Source organism: Methylocystis echinoides, assembly GCF_040687965.1.
GTDB lineage: Bacteria > Pseudomonadota > Alphaproteobacteria > Rhizobiales > Beijerinckiaceae > Methylocystis > Methylocystis echinoides_A.
On sequence record NZ_CP156084.1, the window covers coordinates 3,413,144 to 3,427,005 of the forward strand.

The following is a 13,862-nucleotide window of genomic DNA, read 5'->3' on the forward strand; positions in this document are numbered from 1 at the left end:
GGAGATAAACAAATGCCATTTCTTATTTTGCCAAATGTCTGCCCATTCATATCGTTATGTTTAGTAAAAACCCTTTGCTCAACGCCCTTAACTAAAACATCCTCGTCTTCTATTCGCGCATTTCGATAAAGAACATACGACTTCCTGCACAAAAAGCTGTGCTCATATTCCGCAAGGATGCATGTTGGATCGCATAGGTTGTTTATCCATGTGCATATGGGCACGATTAAAAAACAACCTTTCTCACATTTATCCGTGCAGATAACAAATAAGTGCCGCTTATCGGGGTCGTTAGAAGGGCCGGATGGCACTAAAATCGTGCCACGCCTGTACGGTTGATAACCCGGCATTATTGTTTCAAATTAGAAAACACGTCGTCAAGCGCGTATTGTTCCTTTACGGATTGAGCCTGCTTCGTATGATTTTGGACGCCAACAGCAAGCATGATGCGCTCTAGAGGGATCGGTAGGGAGCTTCCATCCGGGTCTTCCCATTCCGGCACGTTCTCGGGGTCGTGCGTCCAATCCCGCAACTGCCATTTATTCATGCCACCGAATCTATCCCAAACCCGGTTCAATATAGCAATTTCTGCGTCGCTTAATTCATCCCAATCCAGCGGCGCTTCGTGTTTTACCGAAACCTGATGATTTGCGCGGTCGCGCAGGAAATCGGCCCATCCGCAGCTAACCAAGTCAAACTCGCCTTGAATATGAGAATATGTTTTTGAGTTTACAGGCCCATGTGGCATAGACACATGCGGCTCGTCCATAATCGGAAAGCCGTGCTCTTTAATCATTTCTCGGTCAGCGAGATAAACGAGTTTAACGGCTTTGAGAACGTCAATACGTTTGCTCGGCTCTTTCAGAGCAAAATATGCTATGACTTGTGCTGCTTTTCTGGCGTTATAGACCGCCATCACTCTCTCTCGCCCCATTTGGAAGGGCGCTCCCTCCAACAAGAAACGCTGCTGTGTTCGTCCGCTCGCTAGATTATGGGCAATAGCGCTGACGATTCTAAGCCACCAAAAGTATAGAAAATTAGACCCTTTAGGATAGTAAAAAACAACTGAATGGGTGGGTTTGTTCCTACCTATGTCCACAGCGCCAGCGCAGACAAAGCGCGCCATGGGCCTTACCTTATACTCTAACCGAGCATAAAACCTTTACCGGGTAGCGTCGAACGCGAGCGCAGCAAAAGACAAACGGCAAAGGTCCGGCCGGAGGCGACGCCAGCCGTGGGGCGCGGTCAAGAAAAGGTAACGGCAAATTTTGCCGTTAACTTTAGCCTAAAACTAAGCGGGGGAGGGTTGCCCCCTGCCCCCGGCCAAGTGTGGGCTTGACAGTGAGTGTCACGTGACGCGCACAGCCAAGTTCAAAAGCTTGACGGTTTGCCTCACGTGAGGCAAACGGCCAAGCCATCGCATATGCCGCTCATTGCTCGGGTTGCGTCGTTTGTCCGAATCGACCTCGCTATAAGGGACCGGGGCAGGGGCGCGCGCAATTGTCGCAGCCGTCCGGCAGGCTCTCGCCCCCGTCATGCGCATGTGTGATACGGCTGTGGGTATAAAAGCAAAGATCATGTTAAACGCCTTGAAAAACCGGGGTTATTATGACTTGTAGTCATAACCGAGCGTCAATTCCCAGCCCTGCGCCCAGGGTGTGATCGTCGCGCGCGGATTGGCGGAGCCGAAGGGCAGGGTCGGCTGCTGCGGAATCCACTCCACGCCGGTGAAGGAATTCTTGAAGCCGTAGACAAAGGCGAAATCGAAGGCGGAATTGGGAGTCGCGGCGTAATTGGCCCCGATCGCCGCGTGATGGCGGTTGGTGATCGGCGACAGCGTATTCACTGTCACCGAGCGCCACCGCAACGGGTTTGAGCTGTAGTGGTAGCCGGTGCGCAGCGTCAGCGCCGGCGAATAGCGCCACTCCAGGCCGACCGCTCCGGAGTCGACGTCGGTCCAGTCGAACCCTGGCCCATTCTCCGATCCCAATGATCCGTAGGTGAGCGGATTGGACGGATTGCCGAGGGAGGGAACCGCCGAATAGAAGACATGCCGCCAATCGAGCATGGCGGTGAGATTGGGCAAGAGATCATAGGCCACGCCCGCCTGCATGGTGGCGGGAATGTCGAAATTGCCGCTCTGTGTGAGGAGGCCCGCATATTTCTCGAAGCGCGTCATCCACAAGGGCGTCGAGGCCGAGAAGCCGAAGCGGGCGTTGCCGGTCAAGGCCCAGGTGAGGCCGGCGCGCAGGCCGCCGCCCCAGGACCAATCATAGCCCATGTCCGACAGCCGATACGGATTGGAGGAATAGGGGGTAAAGGCCCCCGCGCCCTGCACATTGAGCATCTGCACGGCGAGCGTCGGCGCGACGCCGAGGGTCACCTCGCCCAGCGGCGTCGGAAAACGGCGCGCGTAGCCGACGCTGGTGAAAGATTGTTGCAGATCGACCCCCCGCGAAGCCGCCGCCGAAAAGACCGCCCCTCGGCGCCCGCCAATTGCCCCAGCCGAAGGAGGTGTTGATGCCGCCATTGGCGTAACTCACGACGCTCCAGGCGGAATTGTCGTCGATCGGACGGATGTAGCCGCTGTTCGGCACCGGGAACCAGGGGCGGCCGCTTTCCACATAGCCGGCCGCGATCACGCGGGTCGGTCCGCTTGTGTAATAGCCGCGCTCGGCGTTGATGACCGTCATACCGAGCTGGAACTGGCGCCTCAACCCGACAATGCCGGCGGGATTGACCGACAGCGCCATGGCGTCGCGTTGATCGGCGGCCCCCGCGCCCGCAAGCGCTTTCTGGCGCGGGCCGTAGCCAATCAGGAAATAGCCGTCCGCGGCGACAGCGGCGTCGGCGAAAAGGAAAATCAGAAGAACAAGCGCGACGGAGCGCAAAAAATACATACGCATGGCGTGGGCCAGGGCTAGGCAAACCTTATGGTGAAGATCAGCCTAATGTCCGGGCCTTACGCAAGGCGGAACGGCGCGCTTCAAAGGAAAAGCCTGCCGTGCGACATCCGCGCAACAAGTCAGCTGTTGCGCCGCAGCACGTAACGGAAATGGCCGTCGAGTTCTTCGGCGCTCACCAGCTCGTCCCCGGTCTGGCGCGCAAACGCCGCGAAATCAGCCATCGAGCCGGGGTCGGTCGCGAGCACTTCGAGCGTCTCGCCGACCGCGATCTCCTTCAGCGCTTTCTTGGTGCGCAAAATTGGCAGAGGACAATTGAGGCCGCGCGCGTCCAAGGTCCGGTCTGTCATCGGGGGTCCTAGATGAAAAGATTGACGTCGGCCTTTACGGCCTCTTCGAGATAGGTCGCCGCGCCGCCGAAGCAGACGCCCTCGATCATGTCTTCCTTCTTGAACTCGAAAAGGTCCATGGTCATCTGGCAGGCGACGAGCTTGACGCCGCTTTCGAGGGCGATGTCGCGCAATTCTTCGATGCTGGCGACGCCCTTCTTGGCGATCATGTTCTTCATCATCGCGGTGGCGCCGGCGGTGACGCCGGGGAGCGCCGCGACGAGATTGGGCATGCCGAGATGCAGGCCGCCGACCGGCATCTTCATCGCCGGATTGCCGAGCGGCGAGACTTCGAGATCCAGCTGCTTTTTCAACAGGCCCAGGCCGTAGAAGGTGAAGAACAGCGTCGCGTCCATATCCATGGCGGCCGCGGTCGTCGCCAGGATGAAGGGCGGATAGGCCCAGTCGAGCGTCCCTTTGGAGACGATGATGGAGAGCGATTTGCGATTCTCGGCTGTCACGTGGTGTCCGTTGGTTGCGCCGCAGCGGGCGAGGCAAAGCCCATACCAGCCGGCGCGGCGGAAATGCAAACGCCCGCTTTTCTAAATCAGCCTGACGACGCGAGCCGCCGCCACAACCCAGACCACCCGCCCGCGCTCATCCCGAGAAGCGCCGCCAAGGCGAGATCCTCGGGCGGCGGCGGGGCGAAGCGCAGCAGGGCGGCAAGCGGCGGGAAATAGAGGCCAGCCGCGACGACCGAGAGCGCCACTGTCGCAATGACCCAGAAGAACGCATTCTCACGTGCGAAGGGCGAGACGCCCTTCGGCAGAGCGTCCGACAGGGCGAGCGACAGATTGCCGACGATCAGCGTGGCGAAGGCGAGGCCGCGGCTTTGCGCTTCATCGACGCCGAAACTGACCGCCAGGACGTAAATGCTGAGAACCGCGAGGAAGACCGCGAGACCCTGAACCGCCCCGAAGATCAGGTCCCGCAACCCGAACAGCGGCTCGCTCTGCGGGCGAGGCGGTTTGAGCATGGCGTCTTTTTCGCCGGGCTCCGCCTCGAAGGCGAGCGAACAGGTCGGGTCGATGATCAGCTCCATCAGCACAACATGCGCCGGCAGCAGCATCGGCGGCAGGCCCATCAGAATGGGCGCGAGGGCGAGGCCAGCGATCGGGATGTGGATAGCGGTGACATAGGTCAGCGCCTTGCGCAGATTGCTCGAGATGCGCCGGCCGAGCTCGATGCCCGCGATGATCGAGGCGAAGCGGTCGTCGAGAAGCACGATATGCGCCGCCTCGCGCGCGACGTCGGAGCCGCGCTGGCCCATGGCGACGCCGATATGGGCCGCGGCGAGGGCAGGGCCGTCGTTGACGCCGTCGCCTGTCATGGCGACGATATGGCCGGCGGCCTTGAAGGCTTCGACGAGGGCCAGCTTGTTTGTCGGCATGACGCGGGCGAAGACGCGCACATCGCGGATTTTTTGCGCGATGTCCTCCACAGGCGTCGCGGCGACCTCCGCGCCGGTCAGCACCCCGCCGGTCGCGTCGATGCCGGCGTCGCGGGCGATGGCGAGCGCTGTGGCGGGATAGTCGCCGGTAATCATGGCGACCGAAACGCCCGCCCGCCGCGCGGCCGCCACCGCTTGCGGAACGTCGTCGCGGATGGGGTCCTCGAAGGCGACGAGGCCCCTCAGGACATAAGCCGCCGCGTCGAGATCGCTCACGACCGGCTCGGTCTCGGCGACGGCGAGCACCCGCATCCCGTCGCGCGCCATCTCTTCAACGACGGCGCTGTAGCGCGCGTGGGTCGGGGCGTCCGCATCCGCGAGCCGCAGAATGGCTTCAGGCGCGCCTTTGGCGGCCTTGAGCGCGCCGCCCTCGACCCGCCAGGACTGGGTGAAGGCGAGAAGCTCCGGCCGGATCGGAAAGCTCTCGATGACCGCGCCGCCCGCCGGGATTTCGAGCCGCTCGGCGAGCGCGTGCACCGCGCGGTCCATCGGATCGACCGGGTTTTCCGAGGAGGCGCGCAGCGCCGCGCGGATGAGCCGATGCTCATCGGCGTCGGGCGAGTCCGGAACGGGCTCGACGGCGCCCCCCGTGTAGAGCGCTGCGACCGTCATGCGGTTTTCGGTGATCGTGCCGGTCTTGTCGACGCAGAGCAGCGAGGTGGAGCCCAGCGTCTCCGTCACCGACGAACGGCGCACCAGCACATTGCGGCGCGCCAGCCGGAAGGCGCCAAGCGCAAGAAAGATCGCCAGCACCATCGGAAATTCTTCCGGCAGCAGGCCGATGGCGAGCGTGATGCCGGCGATGGCGCCTTCGAACCAGTCGCCGTGCACGAGCCCATAGGAGAGAATGACCAGCGCGCAGAAGAAAAGCGCAAAGGCGCCGAGCCGCGCGACCAGCTCGCCGGTCCGCTTCTGGAGCGGGCTCGGCTCGCCCTTGATCGCGGCAAGCGAGGCGCCAAGGCCGCCGACGGCCGTCAGCGCGCCGGTGCGCCCGACGCGCGCAACGCCCGAGCCGCGCACGATCATCGAGCCTGCATAGACGAAGGGCGTGCCGTCGCCCCCCGGATCGGGGAAATCCAGCGTCGCGCCGTCCCCCGCCAAGGTCTTCGTGACCGGCGCCGATTCGCCCGTGAGAATGGATTCGTCGATGACCAGCGCGTCGCCCGCAACAAGCAGGGCGTCGGCTGGAATGCGCTGACCCTCGCCGATCAGGACAATGTCACCCGGCACGAGATCCCGCGCCGGTATGCGCTGCTCAACTCCGTCGCGCCGGACATGCGCCATGGGTTCGGCGAGTCTCTGCAGCGCCTCCAGCGCGCGTTCGCTGCGCAACTCCTGAATGACGACGAGCGAAATAGAGGCGGCCGCGCCGGCGACCATGAACAGGCCTTCGCCCAGATCGCCCACGAAAAGGTAGAGGGTCGCCGCCGCAGCCAACAGGAAGAACATAGGTTCTTTCAGCGTGCGGAGCGCAATTTGCAGAATGCCGCGCCGGGGCGCCTCGGGAGGGGCGTTGGGCCCATATTCCACGAGGCGCCGGGCGGCCTCTTCGGAAGTCAGGCCCGGCAGGCTGGGATGGGTCATGCGGCTCCCGGACGGCGATTCGCTGTGGCCGGAAACTAGCGCGGCTTCGGCGCGCCGAGAAAGCCTCCCCGAGACAAAAGAAAATGGCCGCGAGGGGGGCGCGGCCATCTTGCGCTCAACTGCTTACAAGGGGGCGAAGGTCTTCTGCTTGCCGTCGTTGGTTTTGATCGTGACGGCGCGGACATAGCTGCAGCCGCCAAAGCCCGGCAAGGGGCTGTCGCTCTTGGCGGGCACCGTAAATTTCTCGCCGATCTTGTAGGCGTGATGGAGAACCTTGTCGTTTTCGGCCACGGGGCAATCGCCGCCGTTGACCACAATGGCGTCGACGACGACCTGGTCCTTCTTGACGTCACATTTCACCGAGCCGTCGTTTTTCTTGGCGCAGTCGACGGCGTCGTCGCCGGCGTAGGCCAGGGTGGGCAGAATCGCGAAGAGAAACAGAAACTTTTTCATGGCATCTCTCGGTTGGCCGGAGGAGTTGGTTCGACAGAGCCTCACGCTCGCGCCCCAAGGCGAAGCACAGTTACAAAAAAGAAATGTGACGCCCCCCGGCCCGCAGGACGGCTCGGCCTGCGCGGCGGCGCCTTGCCCCCGTGAACTCGACGCGCTAGCTTCCGCCCATTGGCGAGGGGCGCCGCGCGTCGCGGCTGAGAAGCACCCATCGAACCTGATCCGGGTCATGCCGGCGGAGGGAATGCCAGGGGCAGGGCGGCTCGCGCCCTTCAGGCCGGATTCCGCGCTTCGTCTGCATCATCCTTCCAATCCGCTCCCCTTGACGGAGCGCGATTACTGGAGCGCGACCATGAACCTGCACGACAAACGCACGCCCCTGACCGTCACCACCGGCCCGATCGGCAAGTCGCGCAAGGTCTATTCCTCGCCCGCCGGACGCCCTGACATCCGCGTTCCCTACCGCGAGATTCCGCTCGATCCGTCCTCCGGCGAGCCGCCGCTGCGCGTGTATGATCCGTCCGGCCCCTACGGCTGCGAGAATTTCACCCCCGACCTCTCGGCGGGCCTGCCGGCGGCGCGGCCCTGGCTTTCGACACGCGCCGGCCTCGAGATCTATCAGGGGCGTGAGACCAAGCCCGAGGATAACGGCTTCGCGGAAGGCGACCGGCTGGTCCCGGCTTGCCCCGCCGAGCGCAAGCTCTATCGCGCGGCCGGCTCGGGGCCTGTCACCCAGCTCGAATTCGCCCGCGCGGGGATCGTCACGGAAGAGATGATCTATGTCGCGCATCGCGAGAACCTTTGCCGTGAGCGCGCGCTCGACGTCGCGAAAGCGCGCATCGCCGACGGCGAGAGCTTCGGCGCGGATATTCCGGAATTCGTGACGCCCGAATTCGTGCGCTCGGAGATCGCCCGCGGGCGCGCCATCATTCCGGCCAACGTCAATCACCCGGAGCTGGAGCCCGTCGTCATCGGCCGCAACTTCCTGGTGAAGGTCAACGCGAATATCGGCAATTCGGCCGTGACCTCTTCCGTCGCGGAAGAGGTCGAGAAAATGGTCTGGGCGTCGCGCTGGGGCGCAGACACGGTGATGGACCTCTCCACCGGCCGCAATATCCACAACATCCGCGACTGGATCATCCGCAACGCCGCCGTGCCGATCGGCACCGTGCCGATCTATCAGGCGCTGGAAAAGGTCGGCGGCGACGCGCTGAAGCTCGATTGGGAGGTCTTCAAGGACACGTTGATCGAGCAGGCGGAGCAGGGCGTCGATTACTTCACCATCCACGCTGGCGTTCGTCTCGCCTATGTGCCTTTGACGGCAAGCCGCGTCACCGGCATCGTCTCGCGCGGCGGTTCGATCATGGCGCGCTGGTGCCTCTCCAAGCACAAGGAGAGCTTCCTCTACGAGCGCTTCGACGAGATTTGCGACATCATGCGCAAATATGACGTCTCCTTCTCGCTGGGCGACGGGTTGCGCCCGGGCTCCAACGCCGACGCCAATGACGCGGCGCAATTCGCCGAACTGGAGACGCTCGGCGAACTCACGAAGATCGCCTGGGAGAAGGGCTGCCAGGTCATGATCGAAGGCCCCGGCCATGTGCCGATGCACAAGATCAAGGCCAATATGGACAAGCAGCTCAAGGCCTGCGGCGAGGCGCCGTTCTATACGCTCGGGCCGCTCGTCACCGACATTGCGCCGGGCTACGACCACATCACCTCCGGGATCGGCGCGGCGATGATCGGCTGGTTCGGCACGGCGATGCTCTGCTACGTCACGCCGAAAGAGCATCTGGGCCTCCCCGACCGCGACGACGTGAAGACCGGCGTCATCACCTATCGCATCGCCGCGCATGCGGCGGACCTCGCCAAGGGCCATCCGGCGGCGCGCGAGCGCGACGACGCCATGAGCCGCGCGCGCTTCGACTTCCGCTGGTCCGACCAGTTCGAGATCGGCCTCGATCCCGACACGGCGCGCGAGTTCCACGACGAGACCCTGCCCAAGGAGGCGCACAAGGTCGCGCATTTCTGCTCCATGTGCGGCCCGAAGTTCTGCTCCATGCAGATCACGCAGGACCTTCGCAAGGAAGCGGCCGCCATCGCCGAACGCGAGAAGGGCCTCGCGGAGAAAGCGGAGGAGTTTCTGGAGAAGGGCGCGGAGATTTATGTCGCGCGGTGATGGCGCTGCGAGCGTCAGCCGCTCGCGTAAATGTCCGCGAGGGACAGCGTGATTCCCGGCGGATCGAGCGTTACGACGCCTTCGCGAACGATGTGGGTCAGTATATCTCCGTCCGAACGCCGCTGGTGATGGATGATCAGCGGCGCATCCGCGTCGATGAGCAAGTAATGCACGATGCTCGGCACGCGGAAATAGTCGGCAAGCTTGCGACTCTTGTCGTTACGGCCCGTTGTTGGCGAAAGGACTTCGACCACGATGAGTGGATTTTCGACGATCATCGACTCGCCGTGGACTTCAGGGCCGCAATACACCATTCCATCCGGCTCGTAAGCCGTCGATGTATCGATGCGTACAGTCCCCCCATCCGGCACCACGTGGCATCCACAAGCTTTCGCTTTTACTGCATTGAGCAAGGCCACATGAGTCGCGAGCTTGATCTTCCAGTGCTTGGCGCGCTCTGACGCCTGGGCGACGATTTCGCCGCCGATGAGTTCATAGCGACCGGTGCGGCCTTCAGCCCAGGCGAGAAACTCTTCGACCGTCATTTTCGGCGGCGTCTGTTTTGGCGTGGTCATGGGTGGAATCTAGCATCAGGGCTCGAAATTCGCCACGCGCCGACGAAGCACAAGTCCGCGCGCCAGGGGCTTGGCGAAGAACGCGCTCAGATTGACCACAAACCGTCTGTCTCTCCTCGAGGCGTTGCGTGACCCTTCGGATATTCGGCGCGCCCTTGCTCGCGCGTCATGGAGGAGGGACTGTCCATGGCCAATCATGAAACCAACCTGCCGAAGGATAAATATACCGGCATGCGGAGTTTCGACTTCGCCATCACCCCGAATGTCATCATCTGCGCCGCGGCCGGCGCGGTTCTCGGCCTGATCCTGGCGCTCTGGGGCACCACCGAGGTCGGGATCGTCGCCGCGACGGTCATTGTCTTCACCATACTGTCCGGCATCTTCGGAATGTTCGTCTGAGCCGGGCTCTCCAGCGGTTCAGCCAGCGGACCGAAGAAGGCGCCCGGCTCCGCGAAGCCGGGCGCCTGATAATCTAGGCGGTCGCCGCTCAGCCGCCGTTGAGAACCTGCACCAGCACAGGGCCCGTGCCATTGGAAATCAGTCCGATGCGCGATGCGGCGCCCCGCGACAGATCGAGGCTGCGGCCCGTCCAGGCCGCCGGCCCGCGGTCGTTGACGCGAACCACAACGGAGCGGCCTTGGTGCGTCACCAGCAGCCGTGTGCCCAGCGGCAAGGTGCGATGGGCGGCGGTCAGGCCCCATTGATTGAAACGCTCGCCGCTCGCCGTATGCGTGTTCGGCTCGAACCGGCGTGGACCGCCGCCATAGTAGGATGCGTTGGCGACGAAAGCGCGGGCGCCCTCGGGCATGACATGGCCGGGAACGCCCGGATTCGCTTTGCCGTAGTGACCCTCGGACGCCTGCTGTTGTTGTGGATCAGCGCCTGGGCCGCTTGCGGAAAGAACTTCCGCCGCGGCGGGAAAAGTCATTAGACCAAGCAGGACGCCCACAACAGAGATACGCTTCATTCGGTAGTCTACTCCTGTATAACCCCACGAGTCAGAAGAAATACATGCGCCTCCATTTGGTGAGGCAGATGTATTCCGATCCGAACTGACAATGCGGGAGATGAGACGGGAGCGTCTCTATCGGTTAATCATGGCGAAAACATCCAAGAAATTTGACGTATTGCCCTGGCAAATGTGGCAAAGCGTAACCTTGTTCTGGCTGATATTGAGCGCCACGCGCGTTCCTCTTGGCGTCAAGCTCTTTTGTTCCGCCAAGAAGAAAACTCTGTCGGCGCGTTAGGCGCGGCGGGCGCGGCGGGCTGACAAGCCGCCCGCGAGGCGCCAAAAGGGCGGCGGGAGATTCTCACATGACCGACATCAAACGAGAGGCCGTCATTGGCGTCGTCACCGCCTCCGACCGCGCCAGCGCCGGCGTCTATAAGGACGAGAGCGGCCCGGCGATCGAGGCCTATCTGTCAGCCGTCCTGACCACGCCCTTCCGCATCGAGCGGCGCATCATTCCGGACGGCTTCGAGAGCGTGCGCGACACGCTGATCGAACTGGCCGACGTCGTCGGCTGCGATTTCATCGTTACGACCGGCGGCACCGGCCCGAGCCCGCGCGACCTTACCCCGGAAGCGACCCTCGCCGCCTGTCCACGCGAACTGCCGGGGTTCGGCGAATTGATGCGGCAGGTCTCGCTGGCGCAGACCCCCACCGCCATTCTCTCGCGGCAGGTGGCGGCGCATCGCGGAAAATGCCTGGTCGTCAATCTGCCCGGCAAGCCCGCCGCCATCGAGCTTTGTCTCAACGCCGTGATGCCGGCCGTGCCCTATTGTCTCGACCTCATCGGCGCCGCCTATATCGAAACCGATCCGGCCCGCGTGAAAGCCTTCCGGCCGAAAAAGTAGCCGCCCGTACGGGTAGGAATTACGAGCCGCCGCGACAATAGGAAGGCTTCTCTTCCGGGGCGCCGGTCTGTATAGGAGGGAACGCGCCAGAAGGCCTCAGTCGCCTGTTCGCGCGTAGAAGCGTTTTCCGCCCCAACGGGTCGTGGGCGAAAGCGTGTCCAAACAAGGCGCTGGAGCGAGCGTCCCGTCGCGGGCCGCAACAGACGAACTCCGATGGAGCGCCACAGGCGAGGGCTTTGAAGGATGAGTGATTTGCGTCTGGTCGTGGTGGGCGCCGCGGGCCGCATGGGCCGTATGCTGACGCAAACCATCCCCGACACGCTGGGCGTGCGGCTGGTCGCGGCGCTGGAGGCCGACGGGGCTGCGTCGCTCGGGGCGGACAGCGGCGCCGCCTTCGGATTGCAGCCGACGGGCGTTCCAGTCACGAGCGACGTCGCCGCGGCGCTGTCGGAAGCCGACGCCGTCATCGACTTTTCCACGCCGGCGGCGACGGCCGCTATCGCCACAGCGGCCGCCAAGGCGCGTGTCGCCCATGTCATCGGCACCACGGGACTGACGGCGGAGGATCTCGCGCGGATCGCCGAGGAGGCGCGCGAGACGGTCGTCGTGCGCTCCGGCAATATGAGCCTCGGCGTCAATCTTCTCGCTGGCCTCGTCGAGAAGGCGGCGCGGGCGCTCGGCCCCGCCTGGGACGCCGAAATTGTCGAGATGCACCACAAGCTGAAGGTGGACGCGCCCTCGGGCACCGCCTTGCTGCTCGGCGAGGCGGTGGCGCGGGGCAGGGGGATCGATCTCGCCGAACATAGCGCGCGCGGCCGCGACGGCGTGACCGGCCCGCGCAAGCCCGGCGACATCGGCTTCGCGGCGCTGCGCGGCGGCACGGTCGTGGGCGATCACACGGTAATTTTCGCGGGCATGGGCGAGCGGATCGAATTCTCGCATCGCGCCGAGGATCGCGGCATCTTTGCGCGCGGCGCCCTCGCGGCGGCGCTCTGGACCCGGGGCAAGGCGCCGGGACTTTACTCCATGGCCGACGTGCTCGGCCTCACCGGCGCCTAAAGTCTCGAGCAGTCTATGAGCATGAATCGCACACTCGTCCTCGTCCGGCACGGCCAGAGCGAATGGAACGCCAAGAACCTTTTCACGGGCTGGAAGAATCCGGACCTGACGCCGCTCGGCGAAGAAGAGGCGCGCCGCGCCGGACGCGAGTTGCGCAAGCTCGATCTCCTGTTCAGCATCGGCTTCACCTCGTCGCTGCTGCGCGCGCAGCATACGCTGCAACTCATCTTCGAAGAACTCGGCCAGTCCAACGTGCCCACCGTGAAGGACCGCGCGCTCAACGAGCGCCATTACGGCGACCTCTCCGGGCTCAACAAGGACGAGGCGCGCGAGAAATGGGGCGAGGAGCAGGTGCGGCTTTGGCGGCGCTCCTATGACGTGCCGCCGCCGGGCGGCGAAAGCCTCAAGGACACGGTGGCCCGCGTCGTGCCCTTCTATGTGCAGCGCATCCTGCCGCCGGTGATGCGCGGCGAGCGCGCGCTTGTCGCCGCCCATGGCAATTCGCTGCGCGCGCTCTGCATGGTGCTGGAGCAGATGACGCCGGAAAGCATTCCGACTCTCGAACTCGCGACGGGCGTGCCCCTCATCTACCGACTCAACGCCGATTCGACGGTGGCGTCGAAGACGGTGCTGGAGCCCTGACCCTCCCACGGGCGAGAAGAGACCAAGCCCTTGCTCGAACACGGGCCCGGCGCCATTCATTATCCCCGCTGGCTCGACGCCGCCGCGCAGGAGCGGCTGGCCTTCGAGATCGCCGCGGCGATCGCCCGTGCGCCGCTCTTCGTTTCGCGCCTGCCGAAATCCGGCCTGCCGATGTCGGTGCGCATGACGAATTGCGGGCCGCTCGGCTGGATGAGCGACAAGGATCGGGGCTATCGCTATGAGCCTGCGCATCCCGAAACCGGCACGCCCTGGCCGCCGATCCCCTCGATGTTGCTCGACGCCTGGGCGGCGCTGACGGGCTATCCGAAGCCGCCCGAGGCCTGTCTCATCAACGTCTATTCCGACAACGCCAAAATGGGTCTGCATCAGGATCGCGACGAAAGCGATTTCGACGCGCCGATTCTTTCCTTGTCGCTCGGCGCAGACTGCCGCTTCCGATTGGGCGGCCAGAAACGTGGGGACAAGACGGTCGCCTTTACATTGTCGGGCGGCGACGCGCTCGTTCTCTCGGGCCCGGCGCGCCGCTTCTTTCACGGCGTCGACCGCATCCTGCCGTCGATTCTCACGCCGCTCCCGCAACAGCTCGCGGGCCTCGGCGCGCGGGTCAATCTCACCTTGCGACGCGTGACGTGAAAGGCTTGGCTGCTGGTTCAGCACGCATTCAGCTGCCGCCCGCTAGGTTGCGCCGTCGCCTAGCAGAGTGGCGTATTGTGTCGGGCGGGCGCTTCGTTGTAGTTTCCAACCCGTCTAAAG

Annotated in this window: 15 protein-coding genes and 1 riboswitch; of the genes, 6 read left to right on the plus strand and 9 right to left on the minus strand. The window is 63.8% G+C overall.

Annotated elements, in window-relative coordinates; translation table 11 throughout:
* Positions 1-349: 349 nt before the first annotated feature.
* The 7 genes from RVU70_RS16725 to RVU70_RS16755 form a co-directional block, all read right to left on the minus strand.
* Positions 350-916 carry a Panacea domain-containing protein gene (locus RVU70_RS16725; RefSeq protein WP_363348308.1) on the minus strand — a complete coding sequence of 189 codons (567 nt, stop codon included), beginning with the start codon at positions 914-916 and terminating at the stop codon, positions 350-352.
* 690 nt (positions 917-1,606) lie between these two features.
* Positions 1,607-2,383 carry an outer membrane protein transport protein gene (locus tag RVU70_RS16730; protein ID WP_363348310.1) on the minus strand — a complete coding sequence of 259 codons (777 nt, stop codon included), beginning with the start codon at positions 2,381-2,383 and terminating at the stop codon, positions 1,607-1,609.
* Complete coding sequence (locus RVU70_RS16735; protein ID WP_363348312.1) at positions 2,271-2,906, minus strand: outer membrane protein transport protein; 636 nt, start codon at positions 2,904-2,906, stop codon at positions 2,271-2,273. The genes RVU70_RS16730 and RVU70_RS16735 overlap by 113 nt, the downstream gene beginning before the upstream one ends.
* A gap of 119 nt (positions 2,907-3,025) precedes the next feature.
* A complete protein-coding gene (locus RVU70_RS16740) occupies positions 3,026-3,253 on the minus strand; it encodes a sulfurtransferase TusA family protein (protein ID WP_363348314.1) in 228 nt (75 codons plus the stop codon).
* Positions 3,254-3,261: 8 nt separating this feature from the next.
* Entirely contained in the window at positions 3,262-3,753 is a 492-nt protein-coding gene (gene dsrE2 / locus RVU70_RS16745) for a sulfur carrier protein DsrE2 (RefSeq protein WP_363348316.1), read from the minus strand.
* Positions 3,754-3,839: 86 nt separating this feature from the next.
* Complete coding sequence (locus RVU70_RS16750) at positions 3,840-6,326, minus strand: cation-translocating P-type ATPase (RefSeq protein WP_363348318.1); 2,487 nt, start codon at positions 6,324-6,326, stop codon at positions 3,840-3,842.
* A 123-nt stretch (positions 6,327-6,449) separates the two neighbouring features.
* Positions 6,450-6,779: a hypothetical protein gene (locus RVU70_RS16755; RefSeq protein WP_363348320.1), complete on the minus strand. Its 330-nt coding sequence runs from the start codon at positions 6,777-6,779 to the stop codon at positions 6,450-6,452.
* A gap of 164 nt (positions 6,780-6,943) precedes the next feature.
* A riboswitch (TPP riboswitch) is annotated at positions 6,944-7,038 on the plus strand.
* 90 nt (positions 7,039-7,128) lie between these two features.
* Between RVU70_RS16755 and thiC the strand changes: the two genes are divergently transcribed.
* Positions 7,129-8,955, plus strand: a complete 1,827-nt coding sequence (gene thiC, locus RVU70_RS16760; protein ID WP_363348322.1) for a phosphomethylpyrimidine synthase ThiC — start codon at positions 7,129-7,131, stop codon at positions 8,953-8,955.
* Between the two features lie 14 nt (positions 8,956-8,969).
* Here thiC and RVU70_RS16765 read toward each other — a convergent pair whose 3' ends face one another.
* A complete protein-coding gene (locus tag RVU70_RS16765; protein ID WP_363348324.1) occupies positions 8,970-9,530 on the minus strand; it encodes a Uma2 family endonuclease in 561 nt (186 codons plus the stop codon).
* 186 nt (positions 9,531-9,716) lie between these two features.
* Here RVU70_RS16765 and RVU70_RS16770 point away from each other — a divergent pair, with 186 nt between their 5' ends.
* Positions 9,717-9,929 (plus strand): hypothetical protein, encoded by a 213-nt coding sequence (locus RVU70_RS16770; protein WP_363348326.1) that lies wholly within the window; start codon positions 9,717-9,719, stop codon positions 9,927-9,929.
* Positions 9,930-10,017: 88 nt separating this feature from the next.
* Here the strand turns inward: RVU70_RS16770 and RVU70_RS16775 are convergent, their stop codons facing one another.
* Positions 10,018-10,497, minus strand: coding sequence for a septal ring lytic transglycosylase RlpA family protein (locus tag RVU70_RS16775; RefSeq protein WP_405044822.1), 480 nt, complete (start codon positions 10,495-10,497; stop codon positions 10,018-10,020).
* Positions 10,498-10,844: 347 nt separating this feature from the next.
* Here RVU70_RS16775 and mog point away from each other — a divergent pair, with 347 nt between their 5' ends.
* The 4 genes from mog (at position 10,845) to RVU70_RS16795 (ending at position 13,742) form a co-directional block, all read left to right on the plus strand.
* Positions 10,845-11,387, plus strand: a complete 543-nt coding sequence (gene mog / locus RVU70_RS16780; protein WP_363348328.1) for a molybdopterin adenylyltransferase — start codon at positions 10,845-10,847, stop codon at positions 11,385-11,387.
* Between the two features lie 243 nt (positions 11,388-11,630).
* A complete protein-coding gene (gene dapB / locus RVU70_RS16785) occupies positions 11,631-12,446 on the plus strand; it encodes a 4-hydroxy-tetrahydrodipicolinate reductase (protein ID WP_363348330.1) in 816 nt (271 codons plus the stop codon).
* 15 nt (positions 12,447-12,461) lie between these two features.
* Complete coding sequence (locus RVU70_RS16790; RefSeq protein ID WP_363348332.1) at positions 12,462-13,088, plus strand: 2,3-bisphosphoglycerate-dependent phosphoglycerate mutase; 627 nt, start codon at positions 12,462-12,464, stop codon at positions 13,086-13,088.
* Between the two features lie 30 nt (positions 13,089-13,118).
* The gene (locus RVU70_RS16795; protein WP_363348334.1) at positions 13,119-13,742 is read left to right on the plus strand and encodes an alpha-ketoglutarate-dependent dioxygenase AlkB; all 624 of its coding nucleotides are present in this window, start codon (positions 13,119-13,121) and stop codon (positions 13,740-13,742) included.
* Positions 13,743-13,862 lie beyond the last annotated feature (120 nt).

Bases quoted from the DNA above. Each gene is read 5' to 3' on its own strand.
- RVU70_RS16725 (WP_363348308.1), bottom strand. From the start codon at position 916: ATGGCGGTCTATAACGCCAGAAAAGCAGCACAAGTCATAGCATATTTT.
- RVU70_RS16735 (WP_363348312.1), bottom strand. From the start codon at position 2,906: ATGCGTATGTATTTTTTGCGCTCCGTCGCGCTTGTTCTTCTGATTTTC.
- RVU70_RS16740 (WP_363348314.1), bottom strand. From the start codon at position 3,253: ATGACAGACCGGACCTTGGACGCGCGCGGCCTCAATTGTCCTCTGCCA.
- RVU70_RS16750 (WP_363348318.1), bottom strand. From the start codon at position 6,326: ATGACCCATCCCAGCCTGCCGGGCCTGACTTCCGAAGAGGCCGCCCGG.
- RVU70_RS16755 (WP_363348320.1), bottom strand. From the start codon at position 6,779: ATGAAAAAGTTTCTGTTTCTCTTCGCGATTCTGCCCACCCTGGCCTAC.
- thiC (WP_363348322.1), top strand. From the start codon at position 7,129: ATGAACCTGCACGACAAACGCACGCCCCTGACCGTCACCACCGGCCCG.
- RVU70_RS16765 (WP_363348324.1), bottom strand. From the start codon at position 9,530: ATGACCACGCCAAAACAGACGCCGCCGAAAATGACGGTCGAAGAGTTT.
- RVU70_RS16770 (WP_363348326.1), top strand. From the start codon at position 9,717: ATGGCCAATCATGAAACCAACCTGCCGAAGGATAAATATACCGGCATG.
- RVU70_RS16775 (WP_405044822.1), bottom strand. From the start codon at position 10,497: ATGAAGCGTATCTCTGTTGTGGGCGTCCTGCTTGGTCTAATGACTTTT.
- mog (WP_363348328.1), top strand. From the start codon at position 10,845: ATGACCGACATCAAACGAGAGGCCGTCATTGGCGTCGTCACCGCCTCC.
- dapB (WP_363348330.1), top strand. From the start codon at position 11,631: ATGAGTGATTTGCGTCTGGTCGTGGTGGGCGCCGCGGGCCGCATGGGC.
- RVU70_RS16790 (WP_363348332.1), top strand. From the start codon at position 12,462: ATGAGCATGAATCGCACACTCGTCCTCGTCCGGCACGGCCAGAGCGAA.